Here is a 26,073-nt window from a genome sequence, read left to right as displayed (position 1 = left end):
AGCAGCCGGTAGGACCCGACCGTGGCCGGGTCCTCGGCTCGCAGCGGCGCGGGCATGTCCCCCATGCGACCTATCGTGCCCTATGACCGCACGCCGGCGGTCACGATGCGGCGCTCAGTGCGCCCGCCGTGAGGCCAGCAGCGCGGCGCCGACGATGCCGGCGTTGTTCTGCAGGGTCGCCGGGACGACCTTCGTGGGCACGGAGACGTGCTGCAGCCACTTGTCGGTCTTCTTGCTCACGCCGCCGCCGATGATGATCAGGTCGGGCCACAGCAGTGCGTGCAGGTGCCGCAGGTACACCTGCACCCGCTCGGCCCACTCGGGCCAGCCGAGCTCCTCGGTCTCCCGGATGCGGTCCGAGGCGAAGTCCTCGGCGTCGCCGCCGTGCAGGTGGTGCCCGGTCAGCTGCAGGTGGCCGAACTCGGTGTTGGGCACCAGCCGTCCGTCGATGAACAGGGCACTGCCGATGCCGGTGCCCAGCGTGACCATCACGACCAGCCCGTCGACGCCCTTGCCTGCGCCGTACTCGATCTCGGCGACCCCGGCCGCGTCCGCGTCGTTGAGCACCGTCACCGGCCGGCCCAGCGCGTCGCTGAAGAGCTGCTCCGCCGGCGCGTCCACCCAGGACGCGTCGACGTTGGCGGCGGTCTTCGTCACGCCGTGCTGGACCACCGCCGGGAACGTGATGCCGACGCTGCTGGCCGGCGGGAACTGCCCGACGACCGCCGCGACCGTGTCGACGACGGCGGCGATGTCCGCGGGTTGCGGGGTCTCGATGCGGTGCCGATCGGCGGTGAACTCACCGGTTGCCAGGTCGACCGGCGCCCCTTTGATGCCCGAACCGCCGATGTCGATCCCCAGGACCACCACAGTTGCTCCTCCGCGACGTGTGCCTCATCCAATGCCCTGCTGCAATAGGACCCAATCATGCAGGGCACCGGCGAGGTTCACCCGGGGTACGCCCCGACCGCGTCGCGGATCTCCAGTCCCAGTGCCTGATCGGCGGTGCGGGCGCAGTGCGCGCAGCAGTAGAAGCTGCCGGACACCTCCGCGCCATGGCCGACGATCTTCGTGCCGCAGTGCTCGCAGAGCGGCGCGAGCCGGTGGATCGCGCACTCGAAGGAGTCGAAGACGTGCACGCCGCCGCCGACCGTCCTGATCTCGAATGCCATGTGGTAATCGTTGCCGCAGGTCTCACAGACCGCCATGATGATGTCCCCCATTCGTCTTACCGCAGCGTGTTCGGTCACGCGACACGGTGCAACCGGTTCAGGGGAAATCCACCCTGCGGATCACCAGCAGGGCCACGTCGTCGTCGCGGGAGCCCGCGCCGAGGTCGGTGAGCAGCCGGTCGCAGAAGCGTTCCAGGTCCTCGTCGACGTCGGCGACCGCGGCGCACAGCGCGGCCAGCCCCTCGTTGAAAGTGTGCCCGCGCGACTCGATCAGCCCGTCGGTGACCAGGACCAGGGTCTCCCCCGGCGCCAGGGTCAGCGGGATCTCCTCGTCGTGCGGGGTCGGCACGCCCAGCAGCGCGACCCGCCCCTCGACCTGCGTGACCTGCCCGTCGCGGATCCGCAGCGGCGGCGGGTGCCCGGCGTTGGTGAGCCGGATCCGCCCGCTGGCCGGGTCCATGCTCAGCAGGCACATCGTGGCGATCTCCTCCGGCAGCAGCCGCAGCATCATCCGGTTGAGCCGCTCCATGCTCGGCCCGGGCGCGGCGTCCTCGATCAGGTAGGCCCGCAGCGCGTGGCGGACCTCGGCCATGATCGTGGCGGCGCGCAGCGAGTGCCCGGCGACGTCGCCGATCGCCGCGACCAGCTGACCGTCCAGCAGCAGCAGCTCGTAGAAGTCGCCGCCGACGGAGGCGTGCTCGCTGGCCGGCTGGTACCGCACCGCGAGCTGCACCCCCGGCACTGTCGGCAGGCGCCGCGGCAGCATGCTCTGCTGCAGGGTGAGCGCGGTGCGGCGCTCCTCGTCGTAGCTGCGCAGCGCCTCCACCGCGAGCGCGACCGCCTGGCCGAACTGGCGCAGCAGGTCCGCGTCGTCGTCGCTGAACCCCTCGGCGGGCACCGCGACGTGCAGCGGCTCCCGGCCGGTTTTGGCGCGGGCGACGACCCGCCACACGGCGCCGGGCCACCACGGGCCGGTCTCCTGCCGGAACAGCACGGTGCCGGCCTGCCCGTCGAGCGGGTCGTGCTCGTACGGCTCCCGCATCGCCGCCCGCACCTGCGGCACGCCGTCCACGGCGTCGACCTGCACCGCGATCGGGCCGGTCTCCTCGGAGCCGGCGGCGACGGCGGCCGGCCCGTCGAAGACCCGGCTCGCGCCGGTCGCCGCGGCGACCAGGAGGTCCGGCAGGCTGGTGGTGGCGTTGAACGCGGTGGTCGTGTCCACGAGGCGGGTGAGCCGCCCGGCGAGGCGCTCGGCGCGGCGGCGGGCCCGGTACTCCCGCAGCTTCGCCCGGACCGTGGCGAGCAGCTCGTCCGGGTCGATCGGCTCGGCGAGGTACGCGTCGGCGCCGCGGTTGAGGCCCTGGGTGCGATCGACGACGTGGACCGCGGTCGCGGAGATGTGGATCACCGGGACGGCGGACGTGCGCGGGTCCTCCTTGATGCGTTCGGCGACCTCGAACCCGTCGATGTCGGGCAGCCGCACGTCGAGCACGACCAGCTCGGCGTGCAGCGCGGCGCCGTCCGGGCCGCCGTGCAGCAGTCGCAGCGCCTCCAGGCCGGTGGCGGCCTCGACCACCCGGTGCCCGTCGCGGCGCAGCCAGCTGGTGATGACGTACCGCTTCGAGGGGCTGTCGTCAACGACGAGAATGTCGGCGGCGGCGTCGGGGATCACCCCGTCACCAGGGCGACGACGTCTGCGACGGCCCGCCTGGTGAGGACCGACTTCGCCAGGACCGCGGCGGCGCCCGGGACGTGCCCGGCGTCGGCGCCGGTCACCACCACGACGGGGATGCGGGCGAGCTCGGGCACCCCCGCCATCGCGGCGATCAGCTCGGCGCCGTCGCCGCCCGGCATCCGCAGGTCCAGGAAGATCACCGACGGCCGCTCGCGGGTCGCGATGGCGAGCGCGGACCGGGCGTCGGCGGCCTCATGGACGTGCTCGGCGATGCCGGCGAGATGCTCGCGCAGCACCTGCCGGGCGGCGGCCTCGTCGTCGACGACGAGGACCGCGGGCACGTGCGGCAGGTCGGTGTCCGGCGCCGACGGGCGCAGCGGCAGGTCGAGGGTGAAGGTGCTGCCCTCCCCCGGCTCGCTCACCATGCTCAGCCCTCCGCCGAGCAGCGTCGCGAGCCGCCGCGCGTAGGGCAGCCCGAGCCCGGTCCCGCCCGCCTGGTGGGCGCCGCGCACCTGGTGGAACTCCTCGAAGACGCGCCGCTGCTCGGCGAACGGGATGCCGATGCCGGTGTCGGCGACCGCGATGTGCAGCCGTCCGTCCAGCACGAGCGCGCCCATGCCGACGGTGCCGGCGTCGGTGAACTTCAGTGCGTTGGTGAGCAGGTTGCGCAGGATCTGGGTGAGCAGCAGCTCGTCGGTGACCAGGTCGACCGGGTCCGGCTCGGCGATCTCCAGCTGGACGCCGGGCCTGGCGAGGGGGCGCAGCGTGCCGCGCAGCTGGCCGAAGACGGCGGCGAGGTCGACCGGCGCCCAGTCCGCCTCGATCCTGTTGGACTCGGCCTTGGCGAGGTCCAGCAGGTCGTTGACCCGGGCGAGCAGGTCCGCGGCGGAGTCCTGGACCAGCCCCAGCTGGTGGGTCTGGTCGGGGGTGAGCGGCTCCGAACGCGCGTCCAGCAGCAGCCGGGTCAGCCCGATGATCGCGGTGACCGGCGCCCGCAGCTCGTGCGAGACGTTGGCCAGGAAGCGGCTCTTCGCCTCGTTGGCCTCGCGCAGCTGGGCGGAGCGTTCGTCCAGCTCCGCGTACAGCGCGACGACACCCTGGTTGGTCTGCTCCAGTTCCTCGGACAGCTGGGTGTACAGCGCCATCACCCCGCGGTTGGTCTCCTCCAGCTCCGCGTTGAGGGTGAGCAGCTCGTCGCGGTGCGCCTGGACCTCCTCCAGGGCGGTGACCAACTGCCGGTTCTGGACGCTGAGCTCGTCCAGCGCGGTCGTCGGCAGGCTCTGCGCCAGCGTGCGTCGCGCCTCGGCCAGCCGCTCCGGTCCGACCTGGGCGGGCAGCCTGCGCGTCAGGCTGATCCGGTCCCGTTCCACGTGCACCTCGTCCATCAACCGGCCCGCCGCCGCCGTGCCCTCGGGCGGACTGATCCCGATGCCGTCCGCCTCTACCACGATGACCAGACGGGGCCTCGCGGAAACCTCGGCGGTGAAGGTCACCGTGGCGCCGATGGCGTGCCGGCCGATCTCGCTGAGCGCGGTGGCGACCCTGACCTGGTCCTGGTGCTCCATGCCGACCGCCGCGGCGACCTCACGGCCACGCTGGCGCAGCACGAAGACGTCCTGGTCGCCGTGCAGCGTCATCCACAGCAGCGGCTCCGGCAGCGGCGTCCAGTCGCCGGTCACGGCGTCACCCCCGGCGGCCTCCCGGCGCCCGGTCACGGCCGCACCACCGCCACGCAGGCATCGTCGCGGCGCACGCCGGCGTCGCGCAACAGGGTGCCCGCGATGAGCAGCGGGTCCTGCCGGCTGAGGCCGGGGTAGTCGCGCAGGTTCCAGCGGTCCGACACGCCGTCGGAGTGCAGCACCACGACGGCGCCGGGCGGCAGCTCGTAGGCGAACTCGCGCACGCCGCGGGACTGGTGTCCGACGATGCCGGGCATGCTGACCATGCTGCGCCGCTCGCCGTCCGGCGACGCGATCACGCCGGCCACGTTGCCCAGGCCGGCGAAGCGCACCGCGCCGCCCTCGACCCGCACCACGGACACGGCCGCGCCACGGGTGTGCGACACGACCCGGTGCAGGTGCTCGACGATCGCGGCCGGCGCGTCCAGGCCGCTGGCGAGGAACGCGTCGACGACGGCGTTCGCGGCCGCCGCTGCCAGGCCGCCGTGGCCGAGGCCGTCGGCGAGGAGCAGCAGCAGCGCACCGTCGCACCCCGCGCCGCCCAGCGGTCGCCGCACGCCGTCTCGCCCGCGATCGGCCTGCTCAGGCCCGCGACGACCGGCGAGCCGACGCGGTCGCGGCCGGCCCACAGCTGCGCGGTCAGCACGGTGCCACGCCCGGGCAGCGAGTAGCCCCCGGAGTGGCTCGACAGGCGGCGGACCGCGCCGAGGCCGATGCCGAGCGTGCCGGCGGTCGACGTGCCGTCGGCGCCGCTGAACACGAGGTCGGCCATGCCGGGGCCGCTGTCGACGGCGACGAGCTCGACCCCGCCGGCCGCACCGGCGCGCAGGCAGCGCACCGACAGCGACCCGACGTCGGCGTGGCGGTGCAGGTTGCTCGCCAGCTCGGCGGCGACGATCGCGACCTCACCGGCGCGCTCGTCGCTGAAGCCGAGCCGGCGGGCGCAGTCGACGGCGACGCGGCGGGCCACACCCGCGGCGCCCGCCTCGTCGACGGGGATCCAGCCGAGCTCCTCGACCAACGGCACCGGGGCCTGTGGTGTCACCGTGCCCACTTGGTCACCGTGATCCGGGTGCCTTCCCCGGCGGCGGTGACGATCTCGAACTCGTCGACGAGGCGGCGCGAGCCGCTGAGGCCGAGTCCCAGGCCGCTGCCGGTGGTGTAGCCGTCGGTGAACGCCAGGTTCAGGTCGGCGATGCCGGGTCCGGTGTCGACGAACTCGGCGCGGACCCCGCCCCGGCGCCCGTTGTGCACCTGACCGACGAGGGCGTGCCCGCCACCGCCGTGGATCAGGGTGTTGCGGGCCAGCTCACTCGCCGCGGTGACCAGCTTCGTCTGGTCGACCAGCGGCAGCTTCGCGGCCAGCGCGATCACCCGCACCGCCTGGCGCACCCTGACGACGTCCTTGTCGTCGGTGATCGGCAGTCGCTGGGGCTCCGGCGGCTGCGTCATACGGGCACGTCGTCGGAGCCGCGGAGCCTCAGCAGACCGACGCCGCGCACCTGCTTGGCCTCGGCGAGGATCTCCAATGCCTTGTCGACATTGAGCGCGGTGCGCACCCCGGTGAGCGACAGCCCCAGCTCGACCAGCGTGATCGCGACCGCGGGCCGCATGCCGACGACAACGGTCTCGGCGTCCAGGACCCGGGACACCGACGCGATCGTGGACAGCATCCTGCCGATGAACGAGTCGACGATCTCCAGGGCCGAGATGTCGATCACGACGCCGTGCGCGCCGGTCTCCACGATCCGGTCGCCCAGATCCTCCTGCAGTTGCAGTGCGGTTTGGTCGTCGAGGTCGATCTGGATCGAGACCAGCAGGATCTCGCCGATCTTCAGGACGGGGACCCGATCCATCACAGCGCCCTGTCGCGGCCCGACCGGCGGACCACCTCGACGCCGCTGGCGCGCAGCGCGTGCAGCAACGCATCGGACAGGTTGGACTTCGTCACGATGTCGCCGAACTCGATGCCGAGCGCGACGACGGTCTGCGCGATCTGCGGCCGGATGCCGGAGATGATGCACTCCGCGCCCATCAGCCGGGCCGCAACGACCGTCTTCAGGATGTGCTGCGCGACCTGCGTGTCGACCGCCGGCACGCCGGTGATGTCGACGATCGCGAACGCGGAGCCGGTGTCGACCAGGGTCTGCAGCAGCTTCTCCATGACCACCTGGGCGCGGGCGGAGTCCAGCGTGCCGACCAGCGGCACCGCCACGACGCCGTCCCACAGCTTCACGACCGGCGTCGACAGCTCCAGCAGCTGCTCGGTCTGGTCGGCGATCACCGACTCGCGGGTCTTGGTGTAGGTCTCGAACGTGAACAGCCCCATGTCGTCGACGACCAGCGACAGGAGCAGGAAGTCGGTGGTCGCCAGCTCACCCTGGCCGGCCTCGGTGAGACCGAGCACGACCTCCTTGACGGTGAACACGAGGCTCGCGGTCTCGCTCGGGGTGAAACCCTGCCGTGCCCACGCCCGCGACAGCTCGGCGAGGGCCGCCCGCGACTCGCCGGCCTCGGCGCCCGCGATCTGCCCGTCGCCGTCAGCGGTCAGCAGGCCCTGCAGGGCGCCGAACACGTCGCGCACCTGCCGGGTGAGCTCGACGTTGGTGAGCCGGCCACGCAACGTGCGGGCGGCCATCTCCGTCCACTGCCGCACGATCGAATCCTCATGCGCCCCAAGGAACGCACTCAGCCGCTGCCGCGCGTCGGCATCCACCTTCACTCGTGATCTCCTTCGACCGGTCGTCCGTCGGACCAGACGGTACCGCCCCGTGCCACCCGCCGCGAACGATGCCGCCGATCGGGGTGTCACGACCGCGCCGCCAGGGAAGAAAACCGGTATGAAGACGACTTGGAGGCCCTACGAGGCACACGGCACCCTGTCCGAGGAGACCCGCGAGCGCCTGCCCGACAGCGTCTACGCGTTCCCGGAGCATCGCAAGCTGCCGCTGACGGACGCCAAACACGTCCGCAACGCGGTCGCCCGCTTCGACCAGGTCCGCGGCGTCAACGACACGGACCGCGACCTCGCCTTCGCGAACCTGGCGAAGGCGGCCGAGCACTACCAGGTGGAGCTGTCGGAGGCGAGCTGGCACGAGCTCGGCCGCACTCCGCACTGAGACGCGCCGGCCCGCCCACCGTGCGGGATGGGCGGGCCGGCGTCACCGATGACTCAGATCAGGCCCAGGCGCTCCACGGCCGTGCGCTCCTCGGCGAGCTCGGCGACGGATGCGTCGATGCGGGCCCGGGAGAACGCGTCGATGTCCAGCCCCTGCACGATCTCCCACCTGCCGCCGCGGGACACGACCGGGAACGAGGAGATCAGGCCCTCCGGCACGCCGTAGGAGCCGTCGGACGGCAGCGCCACCGACGTCCAGTCACCCTCGGGGGTGCCGTTGACCCAGTCGAAGACGTGGTCGATGGCGGCGGACGCGGCCGAGGCGGCCGAGGACGCGCCACGCACGTCGATGATCTCCGCGCCGCGCTTGGCGACCCGCGGGATGAACTCGTCGGCATACCACTGCTGGTCGCCGACGGCCTCGGCGGCGTTGCGGCCGGAGACCTCGGCGTGCAGGATGTCGGGGAACTGCGTCGCGGAGTGGTTGCCCCAGATGGTGACCTTGCTGATCTCCGAGACCGGCACGCCGAGCTTCTGCGACAGCTGCGCCACGGCCCGGTTGTGGTCCAGGCGGGTCATCGCGGTGAACCGGTCGGCGGGCACGTCGGGGGCGTTGCGCTGGGCGATGAGGGCGTTGGTGTTGGCGGGGTTGCCCACGACCAGGATGCGGATGTCCTCGGCGGCACCGGCGTTGATCGCCTCGCCCTGCGGCTTGAAGATGCCGCCGTTGGCCTCGAGCAGGTCACCGCGCTCCATGCCCTTGGTGCGGGGGCGGGCACCGACGAGCAGCGCGACGTTGGCGCCGGAGAACGCCTGCTTCGGGTCGTCGAACACGTCGACACCGGCGAGCAGCGGGAACGCGCCGTCCTGCAGCTCCAGCGCGGTGCCCTCGGCGGCGCGGGCGGCCTGCGGGATCTCCAGCAGGCGCAGCTTCACGCGGGTGTCGGCGCCGAGCAGCTGACCGGACGCGATGCGGAACAGCAGCGCGTAGCCGATCTGGCCGGCGGCACCGGTCACGGTTACGTTCACGGACTCGCTCATCAGACTTCTCCTGCGGCAGCGGCGGGTGTGCTTCTCCACACAAACTATCCCCGGCCCCCCAACGACCGTTCACCCACTGGCGTTGCGATGTGGTTTGGAGCACTCGATCAGGTACCGCGTGGTGTACGCGACGAACGGCCCCTCCGCCTGGATCCGCTCGTGCAGGGCCAGCAGCGGCTCCCGGTAGGCGGCGACCGTGAACCCTGGCACGATCCAGATCACCTTGCGCAGGTACACCACGACGGCCGCGACGTCGTGGAACTCCATCCGCAACGTCACCTCCCGCAGGTCGCGTACCCGCAGCCCGGCGGCCTCCGCGTCGAGGGCCGCCGTCGCGGGAAGCCGGCCCTGGTTGACCGGGGTCGGGCCGAGCATCGCCTCGGTGACCTCGTGCGCGGTGCCGACCCCGACGTGCTGGGCGAGGTAGCCGCCGCCGGGGCGCAGCACCCTGGCGATCTCCGGCCAGGGCGCGACGACCGGGTGGCGGCTGCTGACGAGGTCGAACGTGCCGCCGTCGAACGGCAGCGGGTCCTCGTCGGCGACCTGGGCGACCGTCGCGCCGTACGGTGCGAGGGCCCGCCTGGCGAGCGCGACGTTCGGCGCCCACGACTCGGTCGCGGCGAGGACGCCAGGGACCGTCCCGGCGCGGCGCAGCGCCCACGCGACGACCTCACCACCGCCGGTCTGCACGTCCAGGGCGGAGCTCACGGTGCGGTAGCGGGCCGCGAGCAGCCCGGCGTACCCCCACGGCGGCCGCTTCTCGGTGGCGCGGCCCTCGAACCAGGAGAAGTCCCAGCCTTCGACCGGCGCGGCAGCGCCTTCGGCCAGCAGCGCCTCGAAATCGGCCATGACGGGATTGCACCTTCCGTTGCCGGGGCATCACTGAGGGCATGACGATCATTCCGCAGACGCAGGTGTTGTGGCTGGCCACGGCCGCCGACGACGAGATCCAGGCCGGCCGCGTCATCGGCTGGCAGACCGAGCACGTGCAGCCGGTCCCGCTGGTCGCGTGGACCGACGAGACGGGGCTGCTCAGCCGGGTCGGCACGCCGGTGAACCCGGTCGTGTGGCTCGGCGACACCCGCGGCGAGGTGGTGGAGTCCGCGCAGCGCGAGACCCGGCAGCCCGCCCTGAGATAGGTCGGTCAGGCGACGGTGCGCAGGCGCTGGGTGGCGTCGCGCACGATCTCGGCGAGCGGCTCGACCAGGTCGGGCCGCTGCGCCATGAGGTCGTCGAGCCGCACCCGCCACATCCCGGTCTCCAGCGCGGCGGCCTCGTAGCCGTACGCCGCGACGAGCCGCGTCCGGCACTGCATCACCAGCTGCCCGAACGGCGGCCCCGCGTGCTCGTTGATCCAGTTGGCGAACCAGACCGCCCAGTCGCGGTCGGCGCACGCCCGCACGATCATCCGGGCACCGTCCCAGGCGACGCGCTGCACGTGAGCTGTCGGCATGTGTCAATGCTGCGCCGTTCTCGCCGGGCAACGCAACCCCTCACGCTCCTCGATGGTCTTCGTAGGTCGAAGTGCCGATGCCCGGCATCGTCCTACGCCGCCACCATCCACGTCGACACGGTTTCGGCGTACGAAGGAGGTCCGAGCGGGGCGCGGGGCGGCCGGTGGTGCTCGTGGAGGCCGGGGGGCCCGACGATCACCGTCGGCTGGCCCGCGCCGCGTCGTGCCAGGCCTGGAACAGCTCCCGCTTGGCGGCCGCCCGCTCGGCGACCTCGTCGGCGATGCCATTGGCGGCGGTGAGGTAGCCCAGGGCGGCGAGCAGGTCGCCGCACTCCTCGACCAGGCGGGCCCGCAGGTCCGAGCCGTCGTAGTGGGTCGCCGCACCGGACGTGGCGACCAGCTTCCCGAGCACCTGGAGCAGCTCACCTGCCTCCTCGGCGACCTTCGCCAGTCCCGGGTACACCTCGGCGCCGATGCCGAACGGGGCGGTCATGACGCGGTGCCGGGCAGAGAGAAGCGCACACCGAACATCATGCCTTCACCGGCCGACGCGCAGGCCCTCCACGGCGGCGAACTCCAGGAAGTCCTCGGCGGCCGGTTCGACGGCGCCGTCCTCGTGGTACCGGAAGCTGACCGCGTCCTCGCACACGCCGTCGCGGACCACGAAACCCCAGTAGTCGCCGGTCCCGACCGGGGCGACGGCCACGAACCCGGCGCCCGGCTCGTTGGCGCCCAGCAGCGTCTCGACCCAGCGGCGGCCCTCGTCGGCGGGCAGCAGCTCGACGAAGAGGAACCGCCCGGCGCCGTAGCGCAGCAGGAACCGTCGGTACTGCTGCGGCAGGTGTACGCCCAGCCGCCGCTCGACCCGCGTCAGATCCCCCTCGGTGGCCCGCCAGTGGTCGAACACGGCGACGTCGCCGTCGCGCTCCTGGGCCGCATACCGCCGCAACGCCTGCTCCAGCAGCACGTCGAACTCGGCGAATTGCACCGAAGCAGTCTGCCATCGCCGAGCGGTGCCTACTTCAGCAGGGCGCGGGCCTTCTCCGGGTCGAGCTCGCCCTTGCCGTCCAGACCGGCCGACGGGCACTCCTCCGCCAGGGGGCAGGCGCCGCAGGCGGGCCTGCGGGAGTGGCAGGTGCGCCGGCCGTGCAGGATCAGCAGCAGGTTGACCGGCACCCAGTCCTTCGACTCGAACAGCGCGCGGACGCCGGTCTCGGTGGCCTCGCCGTCCTTCTCCGGGCCCCAGGAGAGCCGGTGCGCGACCCGGCCGACGTGGGTGTCGACGGAGATCGCGGGCACGGCGAACGCGTTGCCCAGCACCATGTTGGCCGTCTTGCGCCCGACCCACGGCAGCTCGACGAGCTCCTCGAACGTCTTCGGCACCTCGCCGCCGTGCCGCTCGACGAGCACCTCGGCGAGCTTCATGACGTTGCGGGTCTTGGCCCGGTAGTACCCGACGGGGACGAGGATCTGCTCCAACTCCTGCGGGTCGGCGGCGGCGAGGTCCGCGGCGGTCGGGTAGCGCTTGAAGAGGACCGGGGTGACCAGGTTGACCCGCTCGTCGAGGGTCTGCGCGGCGAGGACGGCGGCGACCAGCAGCTGCAGCGGCGACTCGAAGTCCAGCTCGAGCACCGGGTCCGGGTAGCGGGCGGTGAGCAGCCGCAGGATGCGCCTGGCCCGGCGGGTCTGCTCCAGGTCCGGCCCGGCCGGCACCGCACCGGCGATGACGGCACCGTTCGCCGCCGCCTTCTTCGCCACGGCGGCCTTCTTGGTGACACCGGCCTTCTTCCCGACCGGAGCCTTCTTCGCGGCCGCCTTCGTGGCGACGGCGGCCTTCGCAGCCACAGCGGCCTTCTTGGCGGGAGCGGCCTTCTTCACGACCGGGGCCTGCTTCGCAACGGCGGCGGCCGTCTTCTTCGCCGGCTTGGTGACGTCTGCGGCGGTGGTGGCTTCGGTGGCAGCTGGGGTCCTGTTGCGGCTCGGCACGCAGACGAGCCTACGTCGCGCCGCTCCCCGCCGAGGCCCGCCCCGGTGCTACCGTCGGCCGTTCCCTCGACCGGTGAAGGAGCGACCATGGCCCGCAAGAAGCAGGTGCCCAGGACGCGCCCGGAGGTGCAGGCGGTGCCACCCGGTCACCGGCTGTACCGGATCAGCATCAATGTCCTGGTCAACCCGGCGCAGCTCGACGCGCTCACGAACCGGATCGTCGACGCACTGTGCCCGGACGCCTCGCACGAGGGCGACTGTGCCGACCCGTGGTCGATGATCACCACGGACGCCCGCGGCTACGACCGCCGGGTCCAGCGGCGGATGCTGGAGACGATCCGCACCACGAACCCGCCGCCCGACTACCCCGGGTAGGCACGGACACGGCGAGACCCGCCGCCCGGGGCAAGCCGGGCGGCGGGTCGCTGTGACGGGACCGGTCAGGCGGTCGGGACCAGGGTCGAGACGTCCGCCGGGCGCAGCGCCAGGGCGAGCACGTCGGCGACGTCGGCGAGGGCGTGCACGGTCAGCTGCGACCGCACCTCCTCCGGCAGGTCGTCGAGGTCGGGCTCGTTGCGCTTCGGGATGATGACCTCGGTGAGGCCGGCCCGGTGCGCGGCCAGGAGCTTCTGCTTGACCCCGCCGATCGGCAGGACCCGGCCGGCGAGGGTGACCTCACCGGTCATGCCGAACTCGGGCCTGACGGGCCGGCCGGTGGCCAGGGACGCCAGGGCGGTGACCATCGTGATGCCGGCGCTGGGGCCGTCCTTCGGGACCGCACCGGCCGGGACGTGCAGGTGGATGCGTCGGGCGGCGAGCTCGTTGGGGTCGATGCCGAGGCGCCGGCCGTTGGAGCGCAGGTAGGACAGCGCGATGTGCGCCGACTCCTTCATGACGTCGCCGAGCTGGCCGGTGAGGGTCAGGCCGGGCTCGCCCTCCATCGAGGTCGCCTCGATGAAGAGCACGTCGCCACCGGCGCCGGTGACGGCAAGACCGGTCGCGACGCCGGGGACGGCGGTGCGCTCGGCCGACTCCGGGGTGAACCGGGGCCGCCCCAGGTACCTGACCACGTCGTCGACGTGGACCGGGGTGCCGTCGAAGGCGACCGCGATCTTGCGCAGAACCTTCGCCAGGGCCCGCTCCAGCTGCCGGACACCCGCCTCGCGGGTGTGCTCGCCGGCGATCGCCCCCAGCGCAACGTCGCTGATCGTGACCTCGTCGGCGCCGAGGCCGGCGCGGTCGAGCTGGCGCGGCCACAGGTGGTCCCGGGCGATCGCGACCTTCTCCTGCTCGGTGTAGCCGTCCAGGGTCACCAGCTCCATGCGGTCCAGCAGCGGGCCGGGGACGGTGTCCACCACGTTGGCGGTGGCCAGGAACAGCACGTCGGACAGGTCGAGGTCGACCTCGAGGTAGTGGTCGCGGAACGTGTGGTTCTGCGCGGGGTCGAGGACCTCGAGCAGGGCCGCGGCCGGGTCGCCGGCGTAGCCGACGGCGAGCTTGTCGACCTCGTCGAGGAGCACGACCGGGTTCATCGAGCCGGCCTCGCGCAGGGCGCGCACGATCCGGCCGGGCAGCGCCCCGACGTAGGTGCGGCGGTGGCCGCGGATCTCGGCCTCGTCGCGGACGCCGCCGAGGGACACCCGCACGAACTTGCGGCCCAGGGCCCGGGCGACGGACTCGCCGAGGCTGGTCTTGCCGACCCCGGGAGGGCCGGCGAGGGCGAGCACGGCGCCGGAGCCGCGGCCGCCGACGACCTCCTTGCCCAGCGCCGCGCGCCGGTTGCGCACGGCGAGGTATTCCAGGATGCGGTCCTTCACGTCGGCGAGGCCGGCGTGGTCGGCGTCGAGGATGGCGCGGGCCTCGGCCAGGTCGGTGTTGTCGGTGGTGCGCACGTTCCACGGCATTTCGAGGACCGTGTCGAGCCAGGTGCGGATCCAGCCGGCCTCCGGCGACTGGTCGCTGGCCCGCTCCAGACGGTCCACCTCGCGCACGGCGGCCTCCCGCACGACGTCCGGCAGATCCGCCGATTCGACGCGGGTGCGGTAGTCGGCGGAGCCGGACGGCTCGTCCTCGCCGAGCTCCTTGCGGATCGCGGCGAGCTGCTGGCGCAGCAGGAACTCGCGCTGGGTCTTCTCCAGGCCCTCGCGCACGTCGTGGTTGATCTTCTCGTTGACCTGCTGCTCGGCGGCGTGGGCGCGGGCCCATTCGACGAGCAGTTCGAGCCGGGCGGTGACGTCGGCGGCGCCGAGGAGCTGGATCTTCTGCTCCAGGGTGAGCCACGGCGCGTAGCCGGCGGAGTCGGCGAGCTCGGACAGGTCCGTCATCCGCTCGACGGTGTCGATGACCTGCCACGCGCCGCGCTCCTGGAGCACGCCGATGACCAGGGCCTTGTACTCCCGGGCGAGCTCCTTGGCCCGGCCGGCGGGTGCGGGCTCGTCGAGCAGGGTGGCCTCGACCCACAGCGCCGCGCCGGGGCCGGGGACGCCGGCGCCGATACGGGCGCGGGACAGGCCGCGCACGACCGCCGCGGGCTCGCCGCTGGGCAGCCGGCCGACCTTCTCCAGGACGGCGACGACGCCGAACGAGCCGTATTCGCCGTCGACGCGCGGGACGGCCAGGACGCGCTTGTCACCGGTCGAGCGGGCCGCGTCGACGGCCGCCTGCGTGGTGGCGTCGAGCGTGACCGGGATGACCATGCCGGGGAGCAGGACGTCGTCGGTCAGTGGAAGAACCGGAAGAGTAGCCATGTCAGACACCTGCCATCACTGTGGTTGAGCGTGTCAGGCTTAAGTTACAAAACGTTCCCTCTGTTCCCGGAAAGGTCCCGCGTGTGACCCAGGCCACCGTAGTCGGGCAGGTCGATGGCGGTGGCGGTCCGTGTCGCGAGGTGCTTGAACAGGTGCTTCACCGGCGGCAGGTACCGGATCATGCGGAAGAACCGGTCCCGCTGGGCGATCTTCTTCTCGGTGGAGGGGACCAGGAAGTCCGACCCCCCGGAGGCCTGCTTCTGGCAGGTGTCGACATAGGGGCGCATGCGCTGCTCGTACGCCTCGAACGCCCGCTGGAACGGCAGCCTTCCCAGCTCACCGGCCAGGATGTGCGCGCCGACGACCGCGAGGCCGGTGCCGTTGCCGCCCGGGCCACCCGCGTAGCCGGCGTCGCCGACGAGCACGACGCGCCCGCGTGACCAGCGCTCCATCCGGACCTGCGTGGTGGAGTCGAACCAGAAGTCCGGGGCGGTGCGCATCGCTTCGAGCAGGCGCGGCACCCGCCAGCCGGCCTCGGCGAACGCGTCGGCGACGATGCGCCGCTGCTGCTCCACGTCGCGCCGGTCGTGCTCCAGCCCGTCGGCCGTGAAGAACAGGGAGATGACCGCCTTTTCCGGATCTATACCCGCGATGGTGACGGTCCGGCGCGGCTCGTTGTACATCAGGCCGGCGCGGTCCAGGCCGAACTCGTTGGCCATCGTGAAGATGCAGCCGAACACGCCGAGGTTGCGCTGCGGCACCTGGCCGAACACCAGGTCGCGCACCTTCGAGTTGACCCCGTCCGCGCCGACGACCAGGTCGAACCGCGCCGGCGCGCCGCGCTCGAACGTGACGTCGACGCCGTCCGCGTCCTGGGCGATGGTGGCGATCGAGTCGCCGAAGACGTAGTCGACGTGCTCGCGGGTCGCGTCGTGGAGCACCTCGCCGAGGTCGCCCCGCAGGAGCTCCAGGTCGCCGCTGAAGATCGCCGACGGCAGCGTGGCCTTGACGGTGTCGTCGCGGTCGACGATCGCGATGTCGCCCATGTGCGTGGCCCTGGCCCGCATGGTCTCCAGCAGGCCCATCCGCCGCAGGACCTCCAGGTGGACCCGCCCGCGGAAGTCCACGGCATACCCGCCGCCGCGCAGCGTGGGCGCGCGCTCCACGACGGTGACGCGGTGGCCGGCGCGGTGCAGCCAGAGGGCGAGGGACGGGCCGGCGACGCTCGCACCGGAGATGAGGATGTCCATGACACGGAAATATACGTTCGTCTTATACGTTTGTATAGACCCTAGGATCTGGACCATGGGACATCGCGAGGACCTCCTCGACGGCGCGGTGCGCTGCATCTACGAGAAGGGGTACGGGCGGACCACCGCCCGCGACATCGTCGCCGCGTCCGGCACCAACCTCGGCTCGATCGGCTACCACTACGGCTCCACCGAGGCGCTGCTGAACGCGGCCCTCGAAAAGGCCCTCGAGGACTGGGGCATGCAGCTGGCCAACGCGCTGCTGTCCACCGACGCCGACGGGCTGAGCCAGCGGGAGCGCTTCGAGGCGTACTGGTCCGGCGTCATCGCCTCGATCTCCACCCACCGGCCCGCGTTCATGGCGTCGTTCGACGCGTTCGTGCAGGCCGAGCACGCACCGGCGGTCCGGGCCATGATCGCCGAGGGTCTCCAGGGCGCCCGCGACCTGTGGGCGTCGGTGTTCCACGGCATCGACGCCGCCGCCGAGCCGCAGAAGGCGTTCCAGGTCGGCTCGCTCTACCAGGCGCTGATCTCCGGCGTGCTCGTCCAGTGGATGATCGACCCGGCCAACGCGCCGACGGGCCACGACCTGGCCGAGGCGCTGCGGCTGGTCGCCGGCTCCCTGTGAGCGGGCCACTGTGAACCGGCGCGTCGGCGGCATACTGCTGCTGGGCGCGATCGGCCGGGCGCCGCTGACCTCGGTCGGCCCGCTCGTCGCCGAGATCCGCGCCTCGGAGCACCTGTCGGGGGCGGCCGCCGGGCTGCTGACGACGCTGCCGCTGCTGGCGTTCGCCGGCTTCTCCCCCGTCGCGCCGCTGGTCGCCCGCCGGATCGGCCTCGAGCGCGCCCTCGGCCTGGCCGTCGTCGTCCTCGCCACCCGGATCGCGGTGCGCTCGGCGCCGGTACCCGTGGCGCTGTGGCTCGGCACGGCCGCCGTCGGCGCGGCCATCGCCGGGTTCAACGTGCTCCTGCCGAGCATCGTCAAACGCGACCACCCGGCGCGGGTCGCGCAGCTGTCCGGCGGCTACTCGGCGACCCAGAGCGTGGTCGCGGCGGTCGCGTCCGGCACGGCGGTGCCCCTGGCCGCGATCGCCGGCGGCTGGCGGGCGGCGCTCGCGTGCTGGGTCGCGCTGGTGGTGGCGGCGGCCGTGGCCTGGTCGCCCCGCGTGCTGCGCCCACGCCCGGCGCCGCCGGAAGGCGCCACGGTGCGGCGCACCGGCCGCCCGCCCTGGCGGACCGCGCTCGCCTGGCAGGTGACGGTGCTCATGGGCCTGCAGTCCATGGCGTTCTACGTGCTCATCACCTGGCTGCCGTCCCTCGAACGCGACCACGGCATCCCCGCGCAGGCCGCCGGATGGCACCTGTTCGCGTACCTCACCGCCGCCGTCGCCGCGAACCTGGTCACCCCGGTCGCCCTGCACCGGATGCGCGACCAGCGGCTCATCGGGCTCACCCTGGTCGCCTGTATCGGCCTGGGCACCGCCGGGCTGCAGTGGCTGCCGTGGACCGCGGGCTGGGCCCTCGCGTCGATCGTGGTGGCCGGCTTCGGCGCGGGCGGCGTCCTGGTGGTGTGCCTGTCGCTGTTCAGCCTCCGCACGACCGACCACGCGCAGGCCGCCGCGCTGTCGGCCATGGCGCAGACCGTCGGGTACACCGTCGCCGCCGCCGGACCCGTCCTCTTCGGCGCGCTGCGGGACGGCAGCGGGTCATGGACGCTGCCCATGGCGGTCCTGAGTGCGCTGACGGCGGTCATGGCGGTCTTCGCCGTCCTGTCCGGCCGGGACCGCTTTGTCGCCTGATGCCGCTCAACTCCCTCTTCGCCTGACCGATAGGAGCTGACGAAGAGCTAACAGGGGGTTGTCCGGTGGTTTCGTTCGCGTCGCTCAAGGTGCGCCACAACATCATGATCGCGGTCGCCGTCGCCGGTCTCGTGGCCGCTTCGGTCGGCGGGATCGGTCTGGTCAAGATCTCCGACGTCGCGGACAGCGCGAAGGAGATGTACACCCGTGCGCTGCTGCCCGCCGCCGACGCCGCGGACCTGCGGGTGGCGGTGTGGCAGTACCGCTTCTACGGCATCGGCGCGAACACGATCGTCGACCCTGCGGTCCGCACGCAGTTCAACCAGTCGCGGGACCAGGCCGCGACGCGGATCGACGCGGCGGCCAAGCAGTTCGCCTCCCGTGACATCGACCCGGCCCAGCGCGCCGCGATCGACCAGTTCACCGCCACCTGGGCCGAGTACACCGCGGTGCTGGCGGAGGGCCAGCAACTGATCGCGGCCGGCAAGGCCGCCGAGGGGCAGGCGCTGCTCACCCGGAAGGGATCGCCGAAGGCGGAGGAGGCGGTCAAGCACCTCGGTACCCTCGCCGAGGTGTCCCGCGCCACCGCGGAGGCCCGGCTCGCCGACGCCAACGACGCCCGCGACCAGGCCAGGGTGATGGTCGCCGTCGTCCTCGCCGGCGGGCTGGTCCTCGCGATCGCCGTCGCGCTGCTGCTGGCCCAGGCGATCCTCAAGCCGCTGCTGCAGGTCCGCGACGTGCTGGCCGCCGTCGGTGAGGGCGACCTGACGCGGGAGACGCACTTCGCGGCGGACAACGAGCTCGGGCAGATGGCCGTGGCACTGGGCCGGGCCACGACCCGGATGCGCACCGCCGTGCGGACCCTGGCCAGCAGCAGCACCAGCCTCGCCGGCCGCGCCGACGAGCTGCAGAACGCCAGCCGCGGCCTCGCCGACGGCGCCGAGCGCACCGCCGGCGAGGTGTCGAAGATCAGCGGCTCGTCGCACGAGGTCTCCAGCAGCGTCCAGGCCGTCGCCTCCGGCGCGGAGGAGATGAACGCCTCGATCCGCGAGATCGCGATCAGCACCTCGGAGGCGGCGTCCGTGGCCGGCCAGGCCGTCGACGCGTCCGCCGCCGCGGAGCAGATCATGGTCCGGCTCGGCTCGTCGTCGGCGGAGATCGGCGACGTCATCAAGGTGATCACGTCGATCGCGGAGCAGACCAACCTCCTCGCCCTCAACGCCACCATCGAGGCCGCCCGCGCGGGCGAGGCCGGCAAGGGCTTCGCGGTCGTCGCCGGCGAGGTCAAGGACCTGGCGCAGGAGACCGCGAAGGCCACCGAGGAGATCGGGCAGCGGGTCCGCGCGATCCAGACCGACACCGCCGGCGCCGTCGAGTCGATCTCGGAGATCGCCCGGGTGATCGGCCGGATCAACGAATACCAGACGACGATCGCCTCGGCGGTCGAGGAGCAGAGCGCCGTCACGACCAGCATGGCCACCGACCTGAACGTCGCCGCGAGCGGCGCGGACCGCATCAACGGCGGCATCGGCGAGGTCGTGCACGCCGCCGACAACACGATGCACGGCGCGCAGGCGACCCGCACCGCGGCCGCCGAGCTGACCAGCATGTCGGAGGCGCTCCGCGCGATCGTCGGCGGCTTCAAGCACTGACCGCGCCGTGCGTTAGGTTGGTCGGCGTGGACGATCAGCTGCCGTGCCGCCTGCGGGTCGCGGGTGACGTGTTCGACCTGGCCGGCCCGCCGGCCGCCCTGCGCGACCTGGCCGGGCGGCTGCGCGCCGCCGGTGACCTGTTCGAGCAGCGCATCCGCAACGGCGCGCTGGTCCAGCAGCGCGGCGGCGACGCCCTCGCCGTGCAGCTGCGCGGCGGCCCGTCCCTGCACGTCAGCGGCTCCGGCGACGCCCTCGCGGTGCTCTGGGCGGCCCTGGAGGTCGTCGCCGACGAGGCCGACGCCACGCCCGGCGCGGACGGCCCGGCGCCGCACCGGCACGTCGAGGCGCTCACGGTGACCGCCGAGCGCCCCGCGCCCGAGCTGGTCATCTGACGCGGCTCAGTACACCTTCACCACGACGGCCGTGGCGTTGTCGCGGCCGCCGGCCTCCAGCGACGCCGCGACCAGCGCCGAGGCCATCGCGTCCGGCGGCGCGCCCGAGCCCAGCGTGCGCTCCATGAGCTGATACGGCACCTGCTCGGCGATCCCGTCCGTGCACAGGCAGTAGACGTCGCCTGGGAACATCGTGACGCTCAGCACGTCGGGCTCCGGCAGGCCGGGATGGCCGATGAAGCGGTGCAACTGGTATCGCGCCGCCTCCGCCTGCGGGGAGTCCGCCGGATACCAGCCGTGCACGGCGCCGAGCCACGCCTCGGTGTGGTCGATCGTGAGCAGCTCGAGCAGCCCGCCGCGCAGCCGGTACACCCTGGAGTCGCCGATCTGCGTGACCCACGCCCCGGTGGCGTCGGCGACGAGCGCGGTCAGCGTGCAGCCGGTCAGCTCCCGCAGGGTCTTGCCCGCGGCGCGGACCTGCCGCTGCGCGTCGGCGACCGCGGCGAACAGCGCCGGCGGCGCGAACGGCCCCCGATGCTCCTGCACGGCGGTGGTGAAGATGTCCACGGCGGTCCGCCCGGCGGTCCGGCTGCCCTCGCTGGCACCCATGCCGTCGGCGACGACCGCGCACAGCCCGGGGCGGCGCTGCAGCTCCGCGGTGTGCAGCACGTCGAAATTGGCCGGATACCGCCGGCCGACCTCGGTGGCGGTGCCGACCTGCAAGCGGCGCCCGGCGCCCTGGACCTCGATCGTCATCAACGTGAGCGTAACCCGGACAGCCCCGGAAGGTGACCCGGGTTCATGTGCCGGAAACCTCACCGCCGACGCACGGCCGAAACTTGCACAACCTCCGTATCCGTCCCACTGCGCACCGTGTCCGCGACCTGCCTGACGGTGGCGGCAAGCTGGCTTTAAGTGGCGGCCAAGTGGGAGGGGGTCTGCTCAGGGCCGAACATCTGACCTGAGGAGAACACCGTGCCGAACCTTGTCGGGATCACCGTCAACCACCGGTCGATGCGTGGCGACGCGCACCGGTTCGCGGCTTTGCTGCGGGACATCGCCGGAGGGGTCACGCCGAGCACGCCGGCGCGGGCCGAGGCCGTCGCCGCGTACCTGGAGACGCTGTGCGACGGGATCCACCACCATCACCAGGCCGAGGACGACGTCCTGTGGCCGGTCCTTTCGGCCAGCGCCGGGGCGGAGGTCGACCTGCGGGAGCTCACCGACGACCACCGGCAGCTCGACCCGCTGCTCGACGCGATCCGCCGGGACGCCAGGACCCTCGCCGGGGCGCCCCACGACCGGGCCGCCGCGCACCGGCTGGCGGACGTGCTCGGCACGCTGCGGGACCTGCTCGACGAGCACATCGAGGACGAGGAGCGCACCGTGTTCCCCGTGATCCAGCGGTACGTGTCCGACGCCGACTGGGCCAGGGTGGAGGCCGCCGTGCGCAAGGGCGGGAAGATGGGCTTCGAGCTGCCCCGCATCGAGCGGTACGCCACGCCCGCGGAGCTGGCCGAGCTCAAGCGGATGGCCGGGCCGGTGCTGCGGGTGCTGCTCGCGGTGACCCGCCGCGGGTTCGCCCGGCGGGAGGCGGTTATCTTCCCGCAGGGCTGAGCCAGGGCACCGCGCCGGTGGCGGCGGCCAGCGCGTGGCCGGCCGCCCGGTGCGAGGCCGCCGCCGCGGTGTCGCCGAGGACGTCGGCGAGGTCGGCGAGGACCAGGTCGACCGGCGGGCCGGCCAGCGAGCCGCTGGCCAGCCCGACGAACTGGCCCGCCCACGGCAGCAGCGCCGCGTAGCACTCGCGGGCGTGCGGCTCGCTGCGCAGGGCGGCGGCGTTCAGCCCGCGCAGGCCGGTCCACGCCAGCCAGTAGTAGTCCTCGCGGACCGCGACGGCGTCCGGCGACCAGAGCGCACCGGCCTCCTCGGCCCGGCCGCCGTCCAGCAGTGCCCGGACCATGTAGTCGTTGAGGGCGTCGGGGAGCCGCTCGTACACCGGCCGCAGCATCGGCAGCAGCGTGTGGGTGGTGCCGGCGGCGAGGTGCACGAAGAACACCCCGGCGATGCCGACGAGGGCGGCGTTCGGCTGGCCGGTGCGGGCGATGCGGGCGGTCAGGTCCGAGTAGAGCCGTTCGGCGGTGGCGAGGTCACCGGCGAGCACGGCCCGCACCGCGGCGAACAGCGCCATCACCGACAGCGCAACGCCCAGCTGGCCTTCGGTGGCGTGCCGGACGGCCCGGTCGACGTGCTCCTGGGCGGCGGCGAGGTCGTTGCGTTCGAGGGCGGCCTGGAACAGCACGTGGTGCGCCTGCGCCTGGAACTGCACCAGCCCCGCCGCCGTCGCCACCTCCAGCAGCCGCTCGCCGACGGCCGGCAGCTCGTGCCGGCGGGCCGGGTTGAGCACGGCGAAGTAGCGGGCGTTCAAGGCGTGGCAGCGCAGCAGCGGGTCGTCGCCGGCGAGCGTGAGGGCCTCGGCGCTGGCCGCGTCGCAGCGCTGCAGGTCATCGCCCTCCAGCTCGTAGACCAGCGCCACCAGCAGCCGGCACCGGGTCGCCGGGTCGCTCGCCCCGGGTGCCGCGTCCGGTGCCGCGTTCAGTGCCGCTTCGAGCGACGCGACGAGCGCGGTGTCCACGGCCCGGTCGGCGCGGATCGTCCAGGCGACCGGCGCGTCGTACGCGGTGAGCGCCGCACCCGCGGGCACCCCGGCGAGCACGGCGGCGTCCAGGGCGTCGGCCCGGGCGGCCCGCGCGGCGAGCACGTCACCGGCGTTGGCGAGGGCGGACGTCAGCCCGCACAGCAGGTCATGGCGCAGCGCCGGCGGCAGCGGGCCGGCGTCCAGGGCGCCGCGGAACAGGGCCGCGGCCTCGCGGTGCGCGTACAGGGCGGCCGCCTGCCTGGCCGCGGCGGCGGCATACCCGGCGGCCGCGGGCGCCGTCGCCGGAGTGGCCGCGGCGAGGGCGTGGTGCCCGAGCGCGGCGACGTCCACGGAACCGCCGGCGGATCCCAGGGACTCCAGCGCGGCGAGGACCCGGGCGTGCAGCCGGCGCCGGCGCAGCAGGGGCATGTCGTCGTACAGCACGTCACGCAGCAGCGCGTGGGTGAACCTGACCCGGCCCGCCGCGGGCTCCTCGAGCAGCCCCGAGACCACGCCGGCCTCCAGCGCGTCGAGCACCGCGTCCTCGGTGGAGCCGTCGGCCGCGACGAGCAGGTCGATGTCGACGTCCCGGCCGAGGACGGCGGCGTGGCGCAGCACCGTCTGGGCCGGCGCGGGCAGCCGGGTCAGCCGCCGCCGCAGCACGTGCCCGATCCCGGACGGGATGGCCCGCACCGCGCTGTCGGCACCCTCGGCGGAGACGAGCCGGGCCGTCTCGGTGAGGAACAGCGGGTTGCCCCCGGTCCGCTCGACCACCACGTCCACCGCGTCCTCCGGCACCCCGAACCCGCGCAGCAGCGCCCCGGCAGCCTCCGGGTCGAGCCCGCCGAGCTCGACGTCGACGGCACGGTGCCCGGCGAGGGCGGCCCGGACCGGGTCCAGGTGCGCCCGGGACTCGCCGGGCCGGTGGGTGGCGACCAGCAGTAGCGGCCGGTCCTCGAACGCGACCGCCACGTGCCGCAGCACCTGCAGCGTCTCCCCGTCGGCGCGGTGCACGTCGTCGAGCACGACGAGCAGCGGCCCGAACCCCGCGATGCGCTCCCCGACCCCCTGCGCGAGCGCGAACTGCCCACCCCCGGCCCGCGCGCCGGCCCGCGCGCCGGCCTCGGGCCCGCCGCGGAGTCGTCGGAGGAACCGGAACCCGCGGCCAGCAGCGGGGCGAGCCGCGCGTCCGTGACGGATCCGCTGTCCGGCAGCGCCCGCAGCACCTCGCTCCACGCCCACGCCGGCGGCGCGCCGTCCACCTCGGGGCATCTTCCCCACGCGACCCGCCAGCCGAGCCGGGCCGCGAACATCCGCAGCAGCGTCGTCTTCCCCGCGCCCGCCTCCCCGCCGACCCACACGACCCGCAACCCGTCCCGCACGACCTCCTCGGCGACCCGGCCGAGGGTCGCGAGTTCCTGTTCGCGCCCGAAGTCCTTCGTGTCTGCGTCAGCTCCGGGGTTACCGCGCGGCCCCTCCGACGGGTCGATGCCGGATACCGGGCCGGACGCGCCGGTGCCAGGCGTCACCTTCCGCCATGGCCCGTCCGGTGCGTCGGCCGTCGAGGCAGCTCCGCCCACCCCGCCGCCGAGGACCCGCCCATGCGAGGACGGCCCGCCGCCCAGGACCGGCCCCTGCGTGGAAGGCGCGCCGCCCAGGACCGGCCCATGCGCGGAACGCGCGCCGCCCAGGACCGGCTCGGGCGGCGGGCCCTGTCGCGGCCGGCCCGCGTCCAGGTGCGGCGCCTGCGCGAGGACGTCTGCCTCCAGCGCCCGCAGCCCCGGCCCCGGGTCCACGCCGAGCTCCGCCGCCAGCCGGTCCCGCGCGCCCCGCAGCACCGCCAGGGCGTCACCCTGCCTGCCGGCGGCGTACAGCGCCGAACCCAGCAGGTGCACCGCCTCCTCGCGCAGGGATGCGCCTGGACGTGCCGCTCCAGGGCCGGCACGACGAGCGCGGCCCGGCCGAGGCGCACCGCGACCCGCCCGCCCGCCTCCACGCACGCCAGCCGCAGCTCCTCGAGCCGCCCGGCCTCCGGCACCGCCCATGGCTCGTCGGCGAACTCCGCGTACGCCGGGCCCGCCCACACGGCCAGCGCCTCCCGCAGCAGCCCGTCGGCCCGCGCCGGGTCCCGCTCCGCGACCGCGCTGCCGTCGCGCAGCAGCACCTCGAACCGCCACGCGTCGACGTCGCCGACCGGCAGGTGCAGCGCGTAGCCGGGTGCCGCCGTCACCAGCACGGTCGCCGGGGTGCGCGGTGCCCGGCCGGGTTCCAGGACGCGGCGCAGGTTGGACACGTACACCTGCAGCGCGGCGAGGGCCTTCGGTGGCGGTACACCGTGCCAGAGGTCGTCGATGAACCTGTCGGTCGGCACGACGTGCCCGCCGGCGGCGACGAGCCGGGCCAGGACCGCGCGCTGCCGGGGCCCGCCGAGGTCCACGGGCCGCCCGCCGATCCCGGCCCGCATCGGCCCGAGGACCCCGACGACCGGGGTCCCGGCCCGCGTGGCGTCCAACGTCAGTGGAACAGCGAGCTGACCGACTCGCCGTTGTGGATGCGGCGCATCGCCTCGGCCATCGCCGGGGCGATCGACAGCAGGCGCAGCTTGGGGACCCATTTCGCCTTCGGGATCGGCACGCTGTTGGTGCAGACGATCTCGAGCACGTCCGGCTGGGCGGCGAGGCGGTCCAGGGCGCCGTCGGTGAACAGCCCGTGCGTGCACGCCACCCTGATGCTCGCCACGTTGCGCTCGCGGAGCCGGTCGATGAGCTCGATGACGGTGCTGCCGCGGGCGATCTCGTCGTCCAGGACGATGACGTCCTTGCCCTCGATGTCACCGATGACGGCGCTGATCACCACGCGGTCGTCGCTGAAGCGCTGCTTGGCACCGGCGGCCACCGGTACCCCCAGCATCCGGGCGAACGCGGAGGCCGCCTTCGCGTTGCCGAGGTCGGGCGACACGACCACGCTGTTGGAAAGCTCCAGGCCGCGGAAGTGCGTGGCGAGCTCCCGCAGCGCGTGCAGGTGGTCGACGGGCACGCTGAAGAACCCGTGGACCTGCGGTGAGTGCAGGGTGAGTGTCAGCACCCGGGACGCGCCGGCGGCGCTGAGCAGGTCGGCGACGAGGCGCCCGCCGATGGAGATGCGCGGCTCGTCCTTCTTGTCGGAGCGGGCGTAGGCGTAGTGCGACATGACCACGGTCGTGCGGGCCGCCGAGGCGCCGCGGGCCGCGTCGAGCATGAGCAGCAGCTCGACGAGGTGCTCCTGCACGGGCGGCACGAGGGGCTGGATGAGGAACACGTCCCGCTCGCGGCAGTTGGCCTGCAGCTGCACCTCGAGGCAGTCGTTGGCGAAGCGGTCGACCCGCACGGGCAGCAGCGGCACCTCCAGCTGGGTGCAGATCTCCTCCGCCAGCTCGGGGTGTGCGCTGCCACTGAACACGGCGATGTCCCGCACTGGCTTGGCTCCTAGCTGTGG

Annotated in this window: 26 protein-coding genes and 3 pseudogenes; 8 read left to right on the top strand and 21 right to left on the bottom strand. The window is 73.6% G+C overall.

Going from position 1 to position 26,073, the window contains the following annotated elements; genetic code table 11:
* Positions 1 to 114: 114 nt before the first annotated feature.
* The 9 genes and pseudogenes from ppgK to OHA72_RS32090 form a co-directional block, all read right to left on the bottom strand.
* The gene (gene ppgK, locus OHA72_RS32130) at positions 115 to 870 is read right to left on the bottom strand and encodes a polyphosphate--glucose phosphotransferase (RefSeq protein WP_326999771.1); all 756 of its coding nucleotides are present in this window, start codon (positions 868 to 870) and stop codon (positions 115 to 117) included.
* A gap of 77 nt (positions 871 to 947) precedes the next feature.
* Positions 948 to 1,208, bottom strand: a complete 261-nt coding sequence (locus tag OHA72_RS32125; protein WP_327011714.1) for a metallothionein — start codon at positions 1,206 to 1,208, stop codon at positions 948 to 950.
* 61 nt (positions 1,209 to 1,269) lie between these two features.
* Positions 1,270 to 2,844, bottom strand: a complete 1,575-nt coding sequence (locus OHA72_RS32120; protein WP_326999770.1) for a SpoIIE family protein phosphatase — start codon at positions 2,842 to 2,844, stop codon at positions 1,270 to 1,272.
* On the bottom strand, positions 2,841 to 4,562 hold the full coding sequence (locus OHA72_RS32115; protein ID WP_326999769.1) for an ATP-binding protein: 1,722 nt from the start codon (positions 4,560 to 4,562) through the stop codon (positions 2,841 to 2,843). The genes OHA72_RS32120 and OHA72_RS32115 overlap by 4 nt, the downstream gene beginning before the upstream one ends.
* Positions 4,559 to 5,083, bottom strand: coding sequence for a SpoIIE family protein phosphatase (locus tag OHA72_RS32110; RefSeq protein WP_326999768.1), 525 nt, complete (start codon positions 5,081 to 5,083; stop codon positions 4,559 to 4,561). Before OHA72_RS32110 ends, OHA72_RS32115 begins: the two co-directional genes overlap by 4 nt.
* Positions 5,084 to 5,220: 137 nt before the next feature.
* Positions 5,221 to 5,496 (bottom strand): annotated as a pseudogene (locus tag OHA72_RS32105) (ATP-binding protein); the annotation flags it as partial.
* A 71-nt stretch (positions 5,497 to 5,567) separates the two neighbouring features.
* On the bottom strand, positions 5,568 to 5,978 hold the full coding sequence (locus tag OHA72_RS32100) for an ATP-binding protein (protein WP_326999767.1): 411 nt from the start codon (positions 5,976 to 5,978) through the stop codon (positions 5,568 to 5,570).
* Positions 5,975 to 6,382 carry an STAS domain-containing protein gene (locus OHA72_RS32095; RefSeq protein WP_326999766.1) on the bottom strand — a complete coding sequence of 136 codons (408 nt, stop codon included), beginning with the start codon at positions 6,380 to 6,382 and terminating at the stop codon, positions 5,975 to 5,977. Before OHA72_RS32095 ends, OHA72_RS32100 begins: the two co-directional genes overlap by 4 nt.
* Complete coding sequence (locus OHA72_RS32090; RefSeq protein WP_442788364.1) at positions 6,382 to 7,248, bottom strand: STAS domain-containing protein; 867 nt, start codon at positions 7,246 to 7,248, stop codon at positions 6,382 to 6,384. Before OHA72_RS32090 ends, OHA72_RS32095 begins: the two co-directional genes overlap by 1 nt.
* Before the next feature lie 118 nt (positions 7,249 to 7,366).
* Between OHA72_RS32090 and OHA72_RS32085 the strand changes: the two genes are divergently transcribed.
* Complete coding sequence (locus tag OHA72_RS32085; RefSeq protein WP_326999765.1) at positions 7,367 to 7,645, top strand: DUF6582 domain-containing protein; 279 nt, start codon at positions 7,367 to 7,369, stop codon at positions 7,643 to 7,645.
* Between the two features lie 53 nt (positions 7,646 to 7,698).
* Here the strand turns inward: OHA72_RS32085 and OHA72_RS32080 are convergent, their stop codons facing one another.
* Both OHA72_RS32080 and OHA72_RS32075 read right to left on the bottom strand, forming a co-directional pair.
* A complete protein-coding gene (locus OHA72_RS32080; protein WP_326999764.1) occupies positions 7,699 to 8,685 on the bottom strand; it encodes a malate dehydrogenase in 987 nt (328 codons plus the stop codon).
* A 69-nt stretch (positions 8,686 to 8,754) separates the two neighbouring features.
* Complete coding sequence (locus OHA72_RS32075; RefSeq protein WP_326999763.1) at positions 8,755 to 9,534, bottom strand: class I SAM-dependent methyltransferase; 780 nt, start codon at positions 9,532 to 9,534, stop codon at positions 8,755 to 8,757.
* A gap of 41 nt (positions 9,535 to 9,575) precedes the next feature.
* Here OHA72_RS32075 and OHA72_RS32070 point away from each other — a divergent pair, with 41 nt between their 5' ends.
* Positions 9,576 to 9,824 (top strand): hypothetical protein, encoded by a 249-nt coding sequence (locus OHA72_RS32070; protein ID WP_203852244.1) that lies wholly within the window; start codon positions 9,576 to 9,578, stop codon positions 9,822 to 9,824.
* Positions 9,825 to 9,829: 5 nt separating this feature from the next.
* On the opposite strand, the gene OHA72_RS32065 is transcribed toward OHA72_RS32070, so the two are convergent.
* The 4 genes from OHA72_RS32065 to nth all read right to left on the bottom strand — a co-directional run bounded on the left by OHA72_RS32065 (position 9,830) and on the right by nth (position 12,124).
* Positions 9,830 to 10,138, bottom strand: a complete 309-nt coding sequence (locus OHA72_RS32065; RefSeq protein WP_326999762.1) for a hypothetical protein — start codon at positions 10,136 to 10,138, stop codon at positions 9,830 to 9,832.
* 196 nt (positions 10,139 to 10,334) lie between these two features.
* The gene (locus OHA72_RS32060) at positions 10,335 to 10,631 is read right to left on the bottom strand and encodes a hypothetical protein (RefSeq protein WP_326999761.1); all 297 of its coding nucleotides are present in this window, start codon (positions 10,629 to 10,631) and stop codon (positions 10,335 to 10,337) included.
* Positions 10,632 to 10,676: 45 nt separating this feature from the next.
* Positions 10,677 to 11,126, bottom strand: coding sequence for an SMI1/KNR4 family protein (locus OHA72_RS32055; RefSeq protein WP_326999760.1), 450 nt, complete (start codon positions 11,124 to 11,126; stop codon positions 10,677 to 10,679).
* 29 nt (positions 11,127 to 11,155) lie between these two features.
* Positions 11,156 to 12,124 carry an endonuclease III gene (nth, locus tag OHA72_RS32050; RefSeq protein WP_326999759.1) on the bottom strand — a complete coding sequence of 323 codons (969 nt, stop codon included), beginning with the start codon at positions 12,122 to 12,124 and terminating at the stop codon, positions 11,156 to 11,158.
* Between the two features lie 87 nt (positions 12,125 to 12,211).
* Between nth and OHA72_RS32045 the strand changes: the two genes are divergently transcribed.
* Complete coding sequence (locus OHA72_RS32045) at positions 12,212 to 12,499, top strand: hypothetical protein (RefSeq protein WP_326999758.1); 288 nt, start codon at positions 12,212 to 12,214, stop codon at positions 12,497 to 12,499.
* Between the two features lie 65 nt (positions 12,500 to 12,564).
* Here OHA72_RS32045 and lon read toward each other — a convergent pair whose 3' ends face one another.
* Together lon and OHA72_RS32035 are read right to left on the bottom strand one after the other, a co-directional pair.
* Complete coding sequence (gene lon, locus OHA72_RS32040; protein ID WP_326999757.1) at positions 12,565 to 14,871, bottom strand: endopeptidase La; 2,307 nt, start codon at positions 14,869 to 14,871, stop codon at positions 12,565 to 12,567.
* Positions 14,872 to 14,915: 44 nt separating this feature from the next.
* Positions 14,916 to 16,121, bottom strand: a complete 1,206-nt coding sequence (locus tag OHA72_RS32035; RefSeq protein WP_326999756.1) for an FAD-dependent monooxygenase — start codon at positions 16,119 to 16,121, stop codon at positions 14,916 to 14,918.
* Between the two features lie 55 nt (positions 16,122 to 16,176).
* On the opposite strand from OHA72_RS32035, the gene OHA72_RS32030 reads away from it, so the two are divergent.
* From OHA72_RS32030 to OHA72_RS32015, 4 genes are all read left to right on the top strand, one after another.
* Positions 16,177 to 16,749, top strand: a complete 573-nt coding sequence (locus OHA72_RS32030; RefSeq protein WP_326999755.1) for a TetR/AcrR family transcriptional regulator — start codon at positions 16,177 to 16,179, stop codon at positions 16,747 to 16,749.
* A gap of 10 nt (positions 16,750 to 16,759) precedes the next feature.
* Positions 16,760 to 17,920, top strand: a complete 1,161-nt coding sequence (locus OHA72_RS32025) for a CynX/NimT family MFS transporter (protein ID WP_326999754.1) — start codon at positions 16,760 to 16,762, stop codon at positions 17,918 to 17,920.
* A 65-nt stretch (positions 17,921 to 17,985) separates the two neighbouring features.
* Positions 17,986 to 19,572, top strand: a complete 1,587-nt coding sequence (locus OHA72_RS32020; protein ID WP_326999753.1) for a methyl-accepting chemotaxis protein — start codon at positions 17,986 to 17,988, stop codon at positions 19,570 to 19,572.
* 26 nt (positions 19,573 to 19,598) lie between these two features.
* Complete coding sequence (locus OHA72_RS32015; protein WP_326999752.1) at positions 19,599 to 19,964, top strand: hypothetical protein; 366 nt, start codon at positions 19,599 to 19,601, stop codon at positions 19,962 to 19,964.
* Positions 19,965 to 19,970: 6 nt separating this feature from the next.
* On the opposite strand, the gene OHA72_RS32010 is transcribed toward OHA72_RS32015, so the two are convergent.
* Positions 19,971 to 20,720 (bottom strand): PP2C family protein-serine/threonine phosphatase, encoded by a 750-nt coding sequence (locus OHA72_RS32010; protein WP_326999751.1) that lies wholly within the window; start codon positions 20,718 to 20,720, stop codon positions 19,971 to 19,973.
* Between the two features lie 219 nt (positions 20,721 to 20,939).
* Here OHA72_RS32010 and OHA72_RS32005 point away from each other — a divergent pair, with 219 nt between their 5' ends.
* On the top strand, positions 20,940 to 21,581 hold the full coding sequence (locus OHA72_RS32005) for a hemerythrin domain-containing protein (RefSeq protein ID WP_326999750.1): 642 nt from the start codon (positions 20,940 to 20,942) through the stop codon (positions 21,579 to 21,581).
* A gap of 1,662 nt (positions 21,582 to 23,243) precedes the next feature.
* On the opposite strand, the pseudogene OHA72_RS64955 reads toward OHA72_RS32005, so the two are convergent.
* The 3 genes and pseudogenes from OHA72_RS64955 to OHA72_RS31990 form a co-directional block, all read right to left on the bottom strand.
* Positions 23,244 to 24,829, bottom strand: a pseudogene (locus OHA72_RS64955) (BTAD domain-containing putative transcriptional regulator).
* A gap of 36 nt (positions 24,830 to 24,865) precedes the next feature.
* Positions 24,866 to 25,063: pseudogene (locus OHA72_RS64950) on the bottom strand (AfsR/SARP family transcriptional regulator); the annotation flags it as partial.
* Positions 25,064 to 25,113: 50 nt separating this feature from the next.
* Complete coding sequence (locus tag OHA72_RS31990; RefSeq protein ID WP_326999749.1) at positions 25,114 to 26,052, bottom strand: ribose-phosphate diphosphokinase; 939 nt, start codon at positions 26,050 to 26,052, stop codon at positions 25,114 to 25,116.
* Positions 26,053 to 26,073: the final 21 nt, after the last annotated feature.

The sequence above is a fragment of the Dactylosporangium sp. NBC_01737 genome, assembly GCF_035963215.1.
In the GTDB taxonomy this organism is placed as follows: Bacteria; Actinomycetota; Actinomycetes; order Mycobacteriales; family Micromonosporaceae; genus Dactylosporangium.
This window is presented reverse-complemented; position numbering and strand designations above follow the sequence as displayed.